Origin of the sequence: Faecalibacterium longum (genome assembly GCF_040094125.1) — a bacterium.
Taxonomy (GTDB): domain Bacteria; phylum Bacillota; class Clostridia; order Oscillospirales; family Ruminococcaceae; genus Faecalibacterium; species Faecalibacterium longum.
This window is the reverse complement of the sequence record NZ_JBBNIH010000174.1, coordinates 1-13,741: the sequence shown is the minus strand read 5'-3', so window position 1 is coordinate 13,741 and position 13,741 is coordinate 1. Positions and strand designations below refer to the sequence as shown.

Here is a 13,741-nt window from a genome sequence, read left to right as displayed (position 1 = left end):
GCCCCAACAGCGACTCCCTGTTTCCGCCGCTGGCGGCGGTCGTCGTTGTTGCTCCTAACGAGGGGAGGCTTTGGCATAACGGAAAGCTTCCTCTCTTCGCCAGTGGCTCCCCCTCTGGGGGAGCTGTCACCGAAGGTGACTGAGAGGGTTATAGAGGATATTCAAGGAAAGAAGACGCGAAATTATGCAGAATTTTATTTTTATCTCCCCGAACTTCCCGACAAACTACTGGCAGTTCTGCCGGGAGCTGAAGAACAACGGCATGAACGTGCTGGGCATCGGCGACCAGCCCTACGATGAGCTGAAGCCGGAGCTGAAGGACAGCCTGAACGAGTACTACAAGGTCGGCAGCCTCGAGAATTACGACGAAGTCTACCGCGCTGTGGCCTTCTTCATCTTCAAGTATGGCCGTATCGACTGGCTGGAGTCCAACAACGAATACTGGCTGGAGCGGGACGCTGCCCTGCGCACCGACTTCCACATCACCTCCGGCTTCCAGACCGAGGATATGCCCCGCATCAAGTACAAGAGCAAGATGAAGGAGTACTACCAGAAGGCCGGCATCGCCACCGCCCGCTACCACATGGTGGACGATCTCAACGGCTGCAAGGCTTTCATCAAGCAGGTGGGATACCCTGTGGTGGTCAAGCCCGACAACGGCGTGGGCGCTTCCGATACCCACAAGCTGTCCAATGACGAAGAGCTGAAGACCTTCCTCGCCTACAAGGCCGAGAATCACCCGGACGTCTCCTACATCATGGAGGAGTTCGTCCACGCCGAGGTCAACAGCTACGACGCCATCATCGACGCCTCCGGCAACCCCATCTTTGAGGCCGGAAACGTCAGTCCCATGTCCATCATGGACATCGTGAACGACAACGACAACTCCATCTACTACATCATCAAGGACCTGCCCGAGGACACCCGCGCCGCAGGCCGTGCCGTCGTCAAGAGCTTCGGCGTCAAGAGCCGCTTCGTCCACTTCGAGTTCTTCCGGATGACCGAGGACCAGGCCAGCATGGGCGAAAAAGGCCGGATCGTGGCCCTCGAAGTCAATATGCGCCCCTGCGGCGGCTTCACTCCCGATATGATAAACTTCGCCCGCTCCACCAACGTCTATAAGATATGGGCCGACATGATCGCCTTCGGCGGCACCGATATGCCCGTGGGCGAGCACTACTACTGCCCCTTCGTCGGCCGCCGCGACGGTAAGAACTTCGTGTACAGTCATGAGCAGATCATGCAGAAGTACCAGAAGAACATCAAGATGGTGGACCGCATCCCCGACGCCCTCTCCGGTGCGATGGGCAACCAGATGTACGTCGCCACCTTCTCCACCCGCGAGGAGATGGAGCAGTTCTACTCCGATGTTCTGGCCGTCACCGACGGCGATGCTGCCGCCGCACAGGCCGCGCTTTCCCAGGTGCTGGCTCTGGGCGAGCCCACCAAGGCTCTGACCCCGAAGCCCAACCTCAGCCCGGCGGTCAAGCCCACCACTGCTGTGACCAAGACCCCCACCCGCGCCGTCACCAAGACCAGCCGCAAGGGCCGGAAGTAGTTTCCACAAAAACTTTACAAACCGCAGCCGCAGAGAGAAATAAACGCCTCTGCGGCTGTTTTTGACATGAGGGCAAATGTGATGATTGACAGTGCCCCGGAAAAAGTTGTAAGATAATGCAAATGCAAAAGAGGAAAACGCCTTTGCAAAATGAGCTGAAAGACAGGAGAATTTTCTATGAAGCTGTATCAGAAACTTACTTCTCTGCTGGTGGCTGCAGTGATGGCTGCCGTGCTGATGCCGGTGTGCATGGCTGCTCCCGGCGACTCCGTTGAGACCCGCATCAACAACGCGCTCGCACAGCGCACCGGCGCAGAGCTGTATCAGGAGATCGTCACCACTGCCCCCGATGGCACCACCCAGACCATGATCGCAGCCCGCAGCAACGGCAACGCTTACATCAAGATGGATATGGGCGACGCCGGCAGTCTGGTCTATATCCTGAAAGACGGTCAGGGCTATCTGGTGGACGATGCATCCAAGATGGCCGTCAAGGGCGAAGTACCCACTGTGAGCATAAGCGAGGAAGTCTCCGCTGACAAAGGCGAAGCACAGGAGATCCCCTGCACCGTGACCACCGTGAATGTGAACGGTCAGGACTGCGAGGCCCTGTCCTACACTGCCACCGATGCCAACGGTCAGACGGCCACCGTTTCCTACTGCCTGGTCGGCGATGATCTCAAGTATGTCGTTACCGATGCTGCCGAGGGCCGCACCATCGTGGAGTACCGCGTCACGAGCACCACTGTGGACCAGAATCTCTTCAACATCCCTGCGGATTATCAGATCCTGACGCAGGCAGAATTTGAAGCGGCACAGGCCAACCACTGAGAAAATTTTCTGTAGAATATGGGAGCTGCTGCGTCATGCGGCGGCTCCTTTTTGTTGTCCGCCGCCCGGGAATGTGCTATACTGTGTGCAACAGAATGCATGAGAGAATGAGGAGAATCCCTATGAAAATACCCGCAAACGGCTTTACCCACGCAGGCAAGTTCCACGCTGACGACGTGTTCGCAACTGCCCTGCTCCAGATCCTCCGCCCGGATATTAAAATAACCCGCGGCTTCGTGGTGCCGGATGACTTCGACGGCATCGTGTATGACATTGGCTTTGGCATGTTCGACCACCATCAGGAGCCCCGCGAGACCCGCCCCAACGGCATCCCTTACGCGGCCTTCGGCCTGCTGTGGCGGGTACTCGGCCCCGGCCTTGTAGGCGAGCGTCAGGCCCGGCTCATTGATGAGAACTTCATCCAGCCCCTCGATCTGAACGACAATACCGGCGAGCAGAACAGCCTTTGCGACGCCATCGGCTTCTTCAACCCCGTGTGGGACTCGAAAGAGGACCAGGACGCCTGCTTCTTCAAGGCGGTGGCCGTGGCAAAGCAGATCCTGGAGAACCAGATCGAGAGCGCCAACGCCGTCAACCGCGCCGACGAGAAGGTCCAGCAGGCATACAAAAACTCCCGCGACGGCATCGTGGTGCTGCCCTGCTATCTGCCCTGGAAGAACGGCCTGTACAAGACCGACGCCCTTTTCGTCATCTATCCCAGCCAGCGGGGCGGCTGGAGCGCCCAGTGCGTCACCGACCACAAGACCAAAAAGCCCAAGCTCCCCTTCCCCCAGAGCTGGGCCGGCCAGCCGCAGGAGGTCATCGAGCAGAAAAGCGGCATCGAGGGCATCAGCTTCTGCCACGCCAGCCGCTTCCTTATCACGGCCAAGGACAAGGAGACGGCCCTCGCCGCCTGCCGTCAGGTGCTGAAGAACAATGGCCGCATCTGAGAAGCCGGAAAAGACAGCTTACGTCTACATGGTGCGCTGCGCGGGCGGCCAGCTTTATACCGGCTGGACGAACGACCCGGAAGCCCGCCTCAAGGCCCACCAGAGCGGCAAAGGCGCAAAGTATACCCGCACCCATACCGCGCTGGGCTTTGCCTACCTGGAAGCGTGTGCGGACAAGTCCGCCGCCCTCCGGCGGGAGATTGCCCTCAAAAAGCTGACGAAGGCCCAGAAAGAGACCCTCTGCGCCGGGTGGATGGCTGAAAAAGAATGAATAAAAAAACACGAACGCCGCGCCGTGCCGGAACTGGGCCGTCAACCCCGTGCCGACGGCGGACAGAATGTATAAACCGGACTGTATACAGCCATGCATATACAAACCAAAGATGCATAAAATTTGTATATATTTAGAAAATAATGCATAAACATACAAAATAACAGAAAAGGACCGCCAAATCTGCACAAGGTTTGGCGGTTTTCTGCATTGACGGAAAAACCGCTTGGCGTATAATAAAAGCGTACTCAGAAAGACAAGACGTCGAGCGCCCCGGGAGGGATGCCCGGGCGGCAAACAAAAGTATAAAAAGTGTAATAAACAAAGGAGCGATCATCATGAAAAAGGAAGATATTAAGAAAGTTGTTCTGGCTTACTCTGGCGGTCTGGATACCTCCATCATCATTCCCTGGCTGAAAGAGAACTACAACAACTGCGAAGTCATCGCTGTCTCCGGCGACGTGGGTCAGGGTACTGAGCTGGACGGTCTGGAAGAGAAGGCTAAGGCTACCGGCGCTTCCAAGCTGTACGTCCTCGACCTGAAGAAGGACTTCGTCGAGAACTACATCTTCCCCACCCTGAAGTTCGGCGCAAAGTATGAGGACTACCTGCTGGGTACCAGCTTCGCACGTCCCTGCATCGCAAAGGCTCTGGCCGACATCGCCATCAAGGAAGGCGCAGACGCCATCTGCCACGGCTGCACCGGCAAGGGCAACGACCAGGTGCGTTTCGAGCTGACCCTGAAGGCTCTCTGCCCCGATATGGCCATCATCGCTCCCTGGCGTGAGTGGGACATCGAGAGCCGTGACGAGGAGATCGACTACGCCGAGGCACACAACATCCCCCTGAAGATCAACCGTGAGACCAACTACTCCAAGGATAAGAACCTGTGGCACCTGAGCCACGAGGGTCTCGACCTCGAGAACCCCGCCAACGAGCCGCAGTACAATAAGCCCGGCTTCCTCGAGCTGGGCGTTTCCCCCGAGCAGGCACCCGACACCCCGACCTACATCACCCTCCACTTCGAGAAGGGCATCCCCACTGCCGTTGACGGCAAGGAGATGGGCGCTGTCGAGCTGGTCGAGTACCTGAACAAGGTCGGCGGCGAGAACGGCATCGGCCTGCTGGACATCGTCGAGAACCGTCTGGTGGGCATGAAGAGCCGCGGCGTGTACGAGACTCCCGGCGGTGCGATCCTGTACAAGGCCATCAATGTTCTGGAGACCATCACTCTGGACAAGGAGAGCGCACACTTCAAGGCTCAGATGGCTCAGAAGTACGCCGACATCGTCTACAACGGCCAGTGGTTCACCCCGCTGCGTGAGGCTCTGGATGCCTTTGCTGACAGCCTCGAGAAGACCGTCACCGGCGACGTCAAGCTGAAGCTCTACAAGGGCAACATGATCAACGCCGGCGTCACCTCTCCGTACACCCTGTACGACGAGCAGACTGCCTCCTTCGGCGTGGATAAGGACTATGACCAGTCCGATGCTACCGGCTTCATCAACCTCTTCGGCCTGTCCATCAAGGAGCGCGCAAAGCTGTCCAAGAACTGGCCCGAGGTCAAGGAATAACCTGCTTACCATCCCCTTTGGCGTGTTTTTTACACTTTCACGCTGAAGGCTCAAATTACCGGCATCATTGCTGGCGGCACCGCCGCGGGAGCTTTTTCCCCTGCGGCGGCTTTGCCGTTTCTATAGAGGAGTTTCTTTTATGGCAGAACAACTTTGGAAGGGCCGTTTCTCCAAGGCGGTCGATTCCCGCGTCAATGACTTCAACTCTTCCATCCGTTTCGACCAGCGGATGATCGCGCAGGATATGCGCGGCAGCGGCGTCCACGCCGCCATGCTGGCAAAGCAGGGCATCATCTCCGAGAAGGACTGCGAAGATATTCTGAGCGGTCTGGCCTCCATCGCGGATGACCTGGCCTCCGGCGCTCTCACCATCGACCCCAACGCCGAGGACGTCCATACCTTCGTGGAGCAGACCCTCACCGCCCGCATCGGCGACGCCGGCAAGCGCCTGCACACCGGCCGCAGCCGGAACGACCAGGTGGCGCTGGACATCCGCCTGACTCTGCGGGACTACAGCCACACCCTGCAGGCTTACATCGTGGAGCTGGTCAAGGTCATCTGCAAGAAGGCCGCCGAGAACACCACCGCCGTCATGCCCGGTTACACCCACCTGCAGCGCGCCCAGCCCATCACCTTCGGCCACGCCCTGATGGCCTATGCATGGATGCTGCTGCGCGATCTGCAGCGCTTCGAGGACGCCACCGCCCGGATGGACGCCCAGTGTCCGCTGGGCTCCGGCGCTCTGGCCGGTACGACCTACCCGCTGGACCGTCAGTTCACCGCCGAGAAGCTGGGCTTTGCGGCGCCCTGCCCCAACAGCCTTGACGGCGTGTCTGACCGTGACTTCTGCATCGAGCTGGCAAACGCCATCTCTATCTGCATGATGCATCTGTCCCGCCTGTCCGAAGAGATCATCCTCTGGTGCAGCTGGGAGTTCAAGTTCATCGAGCTGGACGACGCCTTCACTACCGGCTCGTCCATCATGCCCCAGAAGAAGAACCCTGACGTCACCGAGCTCATCCGCGGCAAGACGGGCCGTGTCTACGGCGATCTGAACACCCTGCTGGTCATGATGAAGGGCATCCCTCTCGCCTACAACAAGGATATGCAGGAGGACAAAGAGGCCATCTTCGACGCTGTCGATACGCTGGAACTCTGCCTCAAGACCGTGACCCCGATGCTGGACACCATGAAGACCCTGCCCGCCAATATGCGCCGGGCCGCTGCCAAGGGCTTCATCAACGCCACCGACTGCGCCGACTATCTGACCAAGAAGGGGATGCCTTTCCGCGACGCCTACAAGCTCACCGGCTGCATGGTCTCCGACTGCATCAGCAAGGATAAGACCCTCGAAGAGCTGACCCTCGATGAGTTCAAGGGCTACAGCGCTCTGTTCGAAAACGACATCTACGACGCCATCGACCTCATCAAGTGCTGCGAGGGCCGCACCAGCTACGGCGGTCCCAGCGAGGCCAGCGTCAAAAAGCAGATCGAGCTGGCAAGCGCCCAGCTCGGCGCATGGGAGGCGGCAAACGCATGAGCGTAAAAGTCTTTATCGACGGTTCTTCCGGCACCACCGGTCTGCGCATTGCCGACCGTCTGGCCGCCCGGCCTGACATCGAGCTGCTGAGCATCTCGGCTGAGGGCCGCAAGGATGTGAACGAGCGGGCGAAGGTCATCAATTCCGCCGACCTTGCCTTCCTCTGCCTGCCCGATGCGGCCTCCAAAGAGGTCATGCCTCTGCTCCGCCCGGACGTCAAGGTGCTGGATACCTCCACGGCCTTCCGCACCGACGCGGCCTGGGACTACGGCTTCCCGGAGCTGAAGGGCCAGAAAGAGAAGATCAAAAATTCGTATCGTGTGGCGGTCCCCGGCTGCTATGCCAGCGGCTTTATCAGCATCGCGCGGCCTCTGGTGGAGCTGGGGCTGGCTCCGGCAGACTATCCGTTCAGCTGCACCGGCATTTCGGGCTACTCCGGCGGCGGCAAGAAGATGATCGCCGAGTATGAGAGCGCCGACCGTCCGGCTCACAGCAAGCTGGATGCGCCCAAGAGCTACGGTCTGGGCCTTGCTCATAAGCATCTGCCTGAGATGCAGAAGATCAGCGGCCTCGCCCACACCCCTGCCTTTGTGCCGGTGGTGTGCGATTATTACAGCGGAATGCAGGTCCTCGTTCCGCTGGACCTCAAGCTGGCTGGCACCAGCGCCGAGGCGGTGGCCGCAGGCATTGCAGACTATTACAAGGAGGGCGCGACCGTTTCCGTCCACGCCCTCAACGAGCCGCTTCCCGAGAATGGTCTGTACTCCAACGCCCTGTCCGGCAGCGACAGGATGGAGCTGTACATGACCGTCAACGCAGCGGGCGACCAGATGATGCTGGTGTCCCTGTTCGACAATCTGGGCAAAGGCTCTTCCGGTGCAGCCATCCAGTGCATGAATCTGATGCTGGGAATGAACGAGACGGAAGGATTAGAGTAACCTCTCCGTCAGCGCTGGCGCGCTGCCACTGCCCCTATCGAGGGGAGCGAGACTGAGAGGTTTGAAATTAGGGGGATTTTCAGATGCAGTATAAAGAAGTTGCGGGCGGCATCTGCGCGCCCAAGGGTTTTGCAGCAGCCGGTGTCCATTGCGGCATCCGGGCAAATCACAGTGAAAAGTACGATCTGGCACTCATCAAGGCCGACGTCCGCTGCGCCGCCGCCGGTGTTTACACCACCAACAAGGTCTGCGGCGCACCCATCAAGGTAGACCGTGCCCACCTGACGGACGGCTATGCACAGGCCATCGTGGTCAACAGCGGCAACGCCAACACCTGCGCCGCCAACGGCGTGGCACTGGCGGAGGAATGCTGTGAGCTGGTGGGCAAGGCGCTGAACATCGACGCAAAGGATGTCCTGCCCTCTTCTACCGGCGTTATCGGCCAGCCGATGGTCATCGACCCGTTTGCCCGTGGCATCCCTGCCGCCGCCGCCAAGCTGGCGGCTGACGCACAGGGCAGCACCGACGCGGCGACGGCCATCATGACCACCGATACTCACAAGAAGGAATATGCCATCCAGTTTGAGCTGGGCGGCAAGACCTGCACGGTGGGTGCTATCGGCAAGGGCAGCGGCATGATCGCCCCCAACATGGCCACCATGCTGGCATTCTACACCACCGACGCCGCCGTCTCCCCCGCCCTGCTGGAAAAGGCCCTCAAGACCGTCGTCCCCGGGACCTACAACCAGATGAGCGTCGATTTGGACACTTCCACCAACGATACCCTGATCATCATGGCCTCCGGCCTCGCGGGCAACCCGGAGATCACCGAGGAGAACGCCGACTACGACGCCTTTGTGGCCGCACTGACCGCCATCGCCGAGCATATGTGTGCTGAGCACGCCGGTGACGGCGAGGGCGCGACCCACCTCATCACCTGCGAAGTCACCCACGCCCCCGACCTCAAGACGGCCCGCGCCGTCAGCCGCAGCGTGGTCTGCTCCAACCTCTTCAAAGCCGCTGTCTTTGGCCGCGACGCCAACTGGGGCCGCATCCTCTGCGCCATCGGCTACACTCCCGGTGACTTCTCGATCGATAAGGTTTGCGTCTGGCTGTCCAGCAAGGCCGGTGAGGTCTACGTCTGCGAGAACGCCGCCTACCACCCCTACAGCGAGGACGAGGCCGCAAAGGTCCTGGCCGAGCACGATATTCTGGTCAAGGTGGATATGGGGACCGGTGACGCCAGCGCCAAGGCATGGGGCTGCGATTTGACCTATGACTATGTGAAGATCAACGGCGACTACCGCACCTGAGAAGGAGAACAGCAATGAAAAACGAAGAAATGGCCCTCCTTTTCTCGGAGGCGACCCCTTATATCCAGAAGTACCACGGCAAGACCATGGTCATCAAATACGGCGGCAACGCCATGATCAACGAGACGCTGAAAAACGCGGTCATGAACGACCTTGTCACCCTGACCCTGCTGGGCGTGCGGGTGGTTCTGGTACACGGCGGCGGCCCTGCCATCAATGAGATGCTCAAAAAAGTGGGCGTCGAGAGCCACTTTGCAGGCGGCCTGCGCGTCACCGACGACGCCACCATGGAGATCGTCCAGCAGGTGCTGGCCGGTAAGGTAAACAAAGACCTCGTGGCAAAGCTGCGGGGCCGCGGCGTCGGCCTCTGCGGCATGGACGGCCAGATGCTCCGCTGCACCGAGCTTGACCCTCAGCTGGGCCATGTGGGAGAGATCGTCCACGTTGACCCGACGCTGATCTCCAGCCTGCTGGACAGCGGCTATATCCCCGTTATTGCAACGGTGGGCATGGACGACCTGGGCCAGGCTTATAACGTCAACGCTGACACCGCCGCCGCACAGATCGCGATCGCGCTCAAGGCCGAAAAACTCGTCTCCATGACTGATATTGCGGGCCTGCTGCGGGATAAGGAAGATGAATCCACCCTCATCCCCGAGGTGGAGGTCTCCGAGATCGAGGGCTATAAGTCCGCCGGCATTATCGCGGGCGGCATGATCCCCAAGATCGGCGGCATGGCCGATGCGATCTATCAGGGCGTCCACGAGGCTGTCATCATTGATGGCCGCGTGCCGCACTCCATCCTGCTGGAGCTGTTCTCCGACCGTGGCTCCGGTACCCGCTTCTATCGCCGCAGCCATCACGAATAAGGGTTGCGCGATGCGCCGGAGTACCCTATAATAGTTGATAAGAAAACTTTCCGATATGCCAAGGCCTCCCCTCGATAGGCAACAGCGATGACCGCCGCCAGCCGTGACGGAGAGGTTTAGCCTCGCTGCGATTCACGGCTAGGCTCTCCTTCGTACAACCTCTCAGGCTCTTCGCGCCAGCTCCCCTTGTAGGGGAGCCTTTGGCAAAGAGGGAAAGTATGTGGCTCCACCGTCAGGAGGTAGATATTATGGATTCCGAAAAAGTCATCAAGCGGGACAACGAGTATGTCCTGCATACCTACGCACGCAACCCCATCGCCATCGAGAAGGGCCACGGCCTCTATGCCGAAGGCCCCGAGGGGCAGAAGTACCTCGACTTCACCAGCGGCATCGGCGTCAACAGCCTGGGCTACTGCGATATGACCTGGGCCGAGGCCGTCTCCGAGCAGGCACACAAGCTGCAGCACACCTCTAACCTCTACTATACCGCCCCCTGCGGCAAGCTGGCCAAAAAGCTCTGCAAGCGCACCGGTATGAGCAAGGTGTTCTTCGGCAACTCGGGCGCAGAGGCCAATGAGGGCGCCATCAAGGCCGCCCGCAAGTACAGCTTCGACAAATACGGTGCTGACCGCTACAATGTCATCACGCTGGTCAACAGCTTCCATGGCCGTACCATTGCTACCCTGACCGCCACCGGACAGGGCGTGTTCCACAACTACTTCGGCCCCTTCAACGAGGGCTTCCAGTACGTCAAGGCCGGCGACATCGACGCCCTGACCGAGATGGTGGACCGCCACACCTGCGCTGTCATGCTGGAACTGGTACAGGGCGAGGGCGGTGTTGTGGCGCTGGAACCCGAGTATGTGCAGGCTGTCCGCGCCCTCTGCGACGAAAAAGACCTCGTCCTTATCGTGGACGAGGTGCAGACCGGCGTGGGCCGCACCGGCACCTTCCTGTGCTGTGAGCACTACAACCTCCAGCCCGACGTCGTCACGCTGGCCAAGGGTCTGGGCGGCGGCCTGCCGATTGGCGCTGTCCTGATGAATGAGAAAGTCGCTGCCGGTATGGGACCCAGCAGCCACGGCTCCACGTTCGGCGGAAACCCGGTGGTCTGCGCCGGTGCGAATGTCGTCGTGGACCGGATGGACGCCAGCTTCCTCGCCAACGTCAACGAGCGGGCCGTCCAGCTGCGCACCGGTCTGGAAAAGCTGCCCCGCGTCAGGAGCCTCTCGGGCATCGGCCTGATGGTCGGCATCGAGTTCCTCGAGGGCATCAAGGCCGCTGACGTGCTGGCCGCCTGCCGCGAAAAGGGCCTGCTGGTGCTTACCGCAAAGACCCGCCTCCGCCTGCTGCCGCCGCTGACTCTGACCGCCCACAATGTGGAGATGGCGCTGGATATTCTGGGCAGCGTCCTCGCGGAGATGGACCCCAGCAAAACGGAGGAGCAGGCATGAAGCATCTGCTGAAAATGAGCGACCTCACCCCTGACGAGGTGGCCCACATCCTTGATGTGGCCGATGAGCTGAAAGCTCAGCAGAAGGCCGGAGGCACCGAACCTCTGCTCAAGGGCAAGAGCGTCGCGCTGATGTTCTCGAAAAATTCCACCCGTACCCGCACCAGCTTCGAGGTGGGCGTCTACCAGCTGGGCGGCCTCGGCAACTACATGAATGCCGCCACCGAGCTGCAGTCCGGCCGCGGCGAGCCGCTCAAGGATACCGCCCGGGTGCTGGGCCGCTATTATGACTGCGTTGTCTGGCGCACCTACCGCCAGAGCGATTTGGAAGAGTTCGCTGAGTTTGCGGGTGTCCCCATCATCAATGGCCTGACGGACTATGCTCACCCCTGTCAGGTGCTGGCGGACCTCATGACCATCCGGGAGCGCCGGGGTGCGCTGGCGGGCCAGAAGCTCTGCTTCGTCGGCGACGGCAGCAATATGGCCAACAGCCTCATCGTGGGCGGCCTGCTCTCCGGCATGAAGGTAGACTGCGTCTGCCCCCACGGTTACCGCCCGGCGGCAGATGTGCTGATGTTCGCCCATAAGTACGGCAGTGCGTTCCGCCTGCTGGAAGACCCCGCCGAAGGCGTCAAGGACGCCGATGTCGTGGTGACGGCTGTCTGGAATACCGCTGCCCCCGGCACCTCCGAGAGCGAGAGCCGCCTGCGGGACTTTGCAGGCTTCCAGCTCACCAGCGGCCTCCTGAAAGCCGCAAAGCCGGACTGCATGGTGCTCCACTGCCTGCCCGCTCACCGCGGCGAGGAGATCTCTACTGCCGTCTTCGAGGCCCACGCCGACGAGATATTTACCGAGGCAGAAAATCGACTGCATGTCCAGAAGGCTGTGCTGGCGGTATTGCTGGCGGGAAAGTAAAATATGCAATGAAAAACGCCGCAGAACTCATCGTCCTGCGGCGTTTTTGGCGGGACATCAGGGAGTCGAACCCTGGCACCGGTCTCCCGGCCTATCGCATTTTGATTCGTTGGCAACAACTGCGAATTGTATATCGCAAATATGGTGTCAATCTATGTGCAACCAACTTCCCTTGCGATTGACAAGTACTCCGCGCCGGACAAAGAGCGCGCACAGCTTCTCTGGGTGGCGCACATGAACGGGCTGAAAGCGCAGGCGGAAGAGGTGGTGGGGAGGGAGATCATGTATGCAGAACGAAACAACGATTCATCTTGTCTATCCATCCAAGCATGGTATGGGGTGATAAAATGGCCTATCTGAAATTGATGATGGATGAAAAAGAAATTGCCCACCTAAGCGAAGATGGGCAGTCTCTTTGCGCAAATGAGGGTGTGCCGCAGTATAATCTGCCCCTGAACCTTTTCATCGGTGACAAACGCAAAGTCCCATTGGTCGATGTGGTTGTTTGGGCAAAGAAGCGTATCTTTCCGAAAAATCGGATGGATTGCAAAGAGATTTTGAAATTGATGGGGCTGTCCGACTACAACGCTTGGGAAATCGTCAAGCGCACCAACGCCTGCCTGATGGAAGACCCCTATTGGCTGCGATTCAGCGAAGATGAAACTTTCGAAGATACCACGCGCGGACGAGCCAAAAAAATCATGGACGAAACTCAGAAAAACAGCTGATACTAATTGGTATCAACTTATATCAATTAGCGGGCACAACAAAGCCCACAGGGTGGATGAAATTCCAGCCTGTGGGCTTTGACAATTTTCCGCGTTATTAAATCTGTCCCATACTAAAACGTACAGAACTGCTTAACAGGTGTAAGCGGGAATCTTTTTTCCACGCCTGCCATGGTGCACATTTGTGTGCCGGGCAATTCCAGAGAAGCGTGTGCGCAGGAAACTGCCGTTTTAAGCAGTTGGTCGCCTTGGGTGCACTGCTTTGCGATTGCGTAAGAACTACAATCAGGTCAATGAGCAGGCCGTAAAAGCGGCAGGCGCAACAGCCTCTTTTTCATTCATGTTGCAATTTTTTCAGCGTTTCAAACGTATCTAAATTAAAGTGGCATATATCATATTCCTTTTCACACATCCTTGCCGTTTTCAAACAGGAGGTTGCTTTTATGAAAGTATCTGCCGACTATCGTATGCTCGCTCTCGATGCTCTGCGCGGAAAATGGAAAACTGCTGCTCTGACAGGTATTGCCGCCAGTGCGCTCGGTGCTACCATTGTGAGCAGTTCCAACAGTGTCGTTTCCAATTCCAATCAGGCAAAGGACATTCATTTTGAACTGTTCGCCCAGCCAAACGGCGGTCGGCTGCTTGCTGTTCTGCTTGTCGGCATTGGTCTGTGGGCAATCCTCCAACTGATCGTGGGCGGTGCAGTTCGACTGGGATATGCTCGTTTTAATCTGAACCTTGTAGATGGAAATGATGCTGCCATCTCGGACTTGTTCTCTCAGAAAGACCGTCTGTGGGATG

The 13,741-nt window shown here is 58.9% G+C and carries 12 protein-coding genes and 1 pseudogene; all 13 read left to right on the top strand.

All coding sequences use genetic code 11. The features are described 5' to 3' along the window. Positions 1-184 precede the first annotated feature (184 nt). On the top strand, positions 185-1,558 hold the full coding sequence (locus AAAU26_RS13795) for an ATP-grasp domain-containing protein (protein ID WP_227619537.1): 1,374 nt from the start codon (positions 185-187) through the stop codon (positions 1,556-1,558). Between the two features lie 177 nt (positions 1,559-1,735). Further along, positions 1,736-2,389 carry a hypothetical protein gene (locus AAAU26_RS13790; RefSeq protein WP_227619536.1) on the top strand — a complete coding sequence of 218 codons (654 nt, stop codon included), beginning with the start codon at positions 1,736-1,738 and terminating at the stop codon, positions 2,387-2,389. A 122-nt stretch (positions 2,390-2,511) separates the two neighbouring features. Further along, the gene (locus tag AAAU26_RS13785; RefSeq protein WP_015565706.1) at positions 2,512-3,339 is read left to right on the top strand and encodes an MYG1 family protein; all 828 of its coding nucleotides are present in this window, start codon (positions 2,512-2,514) and stop codon (positions 3,337-3,339) included. Further along, complete coding sequence (locus AAAU26_RS13780) at positions 3,326-3,610, top strand: GIY-YIG nuclease family protein (RefSeq protein WP_227619535.1); 285 nt, start codon at positions 3,326-3,328, stop codon at positions 3,608-3,610. Before AAAU26_RS13785 ends, AAAU26_RS13780 begins: the two co-directional genes overlap by 14 nt. A 338-nt stretch (positions 3,611-3,948) precedes the next feature. Then, entirely contained in the window at positions 3,949-5,184 is a 1,236-nt protein-coding gene (locus tag AAAU26_RS13775) for an argininosuccinate synthase (RefSeq protein ID WP_158401132.1), read from the top strand. 139 nt (positions 5,185-5,323) lie between these two features. After that, positions 5,324-6,724: an argininosuccinate lyase gene (gene argH / locus AAAU26_RS13770; RefSeq protein WP_217210664.1), complete on the top strand. Its 1,401-nt coding sequence runs from the start codon at positions 5,324-5,326 to the stop codon at positions 6,722-6,724. Continuing rightward, positions 6,721-7,662, top strand: coding sequence for an N-acetyl-gamma-glutamyl-phosphate reductase (gene argC / locus AAAU26_RS13765; RefSeq protein ID WP_207677093.1), 942 nt, complete (start codon positions 6,721-6,723; stop codon positions 7,660-7,662). Before argH ends, argC begins: the two co-directional genes overlap by 4 nt. An 83-nt stretch (positions 7,663-7,745) precedes the next feature. Continuing rightward, positions 7,746-8,975: a bifunctional glutamate N-acetyltransferase/amino-acid acetyltransferase ArgJ gene (gene argJ, locus AAAU26_RS13760; protein ID WP_207677092.1), complete on the top strand. Its 1,230-nt coding sequence runs from the start codon at positions 7,746-7,748 to the stop codon at positions 8,973-8,975. 14 nt (positions 8,976-8,989) lie between these two features. Continuing rightward, positions 8,990-9,844, top strand: coding sequence for an acetylglutamate kinase (gene argB / locus AAAU26_RS13755; protein WP_158395685.1), 855 nt, complete (start codon positions 8,990-8,992; stop codon positions 9,842-9,844). A gap of 248 nt (positions 9,845-10,092) precedes the next feature. Continuing rightward, the gene (locus AAAU26_RS13750; RefSeq protein ID WP_217210658.1) at positions 10,093-11,298 is read left to right on the top strand and encodes an acetylornithine/succinylornithine family transaminase; all 1,206 of its coding nucleotides are present in this window, start codon (positions 10,093-10,095) and stop codon (positions 11,296-11,298) included. Beyond that, complete coding sequence (argF, locus tag AAAU26_RS13745; RefSeq protein ID WP_227619534.1) at positions 11,295-12,212, top strand: ornithine carbamoyltransferase; 918 nt, start codon at positions 11,295-11,297, stop codon at positions 12,210-12,212. The genes AAAU26_RS13750 and argF overlap by 4 nt, the downstream gene beginning before the upstream one ends. A gap of 347 nt (positions 12,213-12,559) precedes the next feature. Then, complete coding sequence (locus AAAU26_RS13740; RefSeq protein ID WP_227619533.1) at positions 12,560-12,940, top strand: hypothetical protein; 381 nt, start codon at positions 12,560-12,562, stop codon at positions 12,938-12,940. 443 nt (positions 12,941-13,383) lie between these two features. Next, positions 13,384-13,741 (top strand): annotated as a pseudogene (locus tag AAAU26_RS13735) (DUF975 family protein); the annotation flags it as partial.

Bases quoted from the DNA above. Each gene is read 5' to 3' on its own strand.
- argF (WP_227619534.1), top strand. From the start codon at position 11,295: ATGAAGCATCTGCTGAAAATGAGCGACCTCACCCCTGACGAGGTGGCC.
- AAAU26_RS13750 (WP_217210658.1), top strand. From the start codon at position 10,093: ATGGATTCCGAAAAAGTCATCAAGCGGGACAACGAGTATGTCCTGCAT.
- AAAU26_RS13785 (WP_015565706.1), top strand. From the start codon at position 2,512: ATGAAAATACCCGCAAACGGCTTTACCCACGCAGGCAAGTTCCACGCT.
- AAAU26_RS13775 (WP_158401132.1), top strand. From the start codon at position 3,949: ATGAAAAAGGAAGATATTAAGAAAGTTGTTCTGGCTTACTCTGGCGGT.
- AAAU26_RS13740 (WP_227619533.1), top strand. From the start codon at position 12,560: ATGGCCTATCTGAAATTGATGATGGATGAAAAAGAAATTGCCCACCTA.
- AAAU26_RS13795 (WP_227619537.1), top strand. From the start codon at position 185: ATGCAGAATTTTATTTTTATCTCCCCGAACTTCCCGACAAACTACTGG.
- AAAU26_RS13780 (WP_227619535.1), top strand. From the start codon at position 3,326: ATGGCCGCATCTGAGAAGCCGGAAAAGACAGCTTACGTCTACATGGTG.
- argH (WP_217210664.1), top strand. From the start codon at position 5,324: ATGGCAGAACAACTTTGGAAGGGCCGTTTCTCCAAGGCGGTCGATTCC.
- argJ (WP_207677092.1), top strand. From the start codon at position 7,746: ATGCAGTATAAAGAAGTTGCGGGCGGCATCTGCGCGCCCAAGGGTTTT.
- argC (WP_207677093.1), top strand. From the start codon at position 6,721: ATGAGCGTAAAAGTCTTTATCGACGGTTCTTCCGGCACCACCGGTCTG.
- AAAU26_RS13790 (WP_227619536.1), top strand. From the start codon at position 1,736: ATGAAGCTGTATCAGAAACTTACTTCTCTGCTGGTGGCTGCAGTGATG.
- argB (WP_158395685.1), top strand. From the start codon at position 8,990: ATGAAAAACGAAGAAATGGCCCTCCTTTTCTCGGAGGCGACCCCTTAT.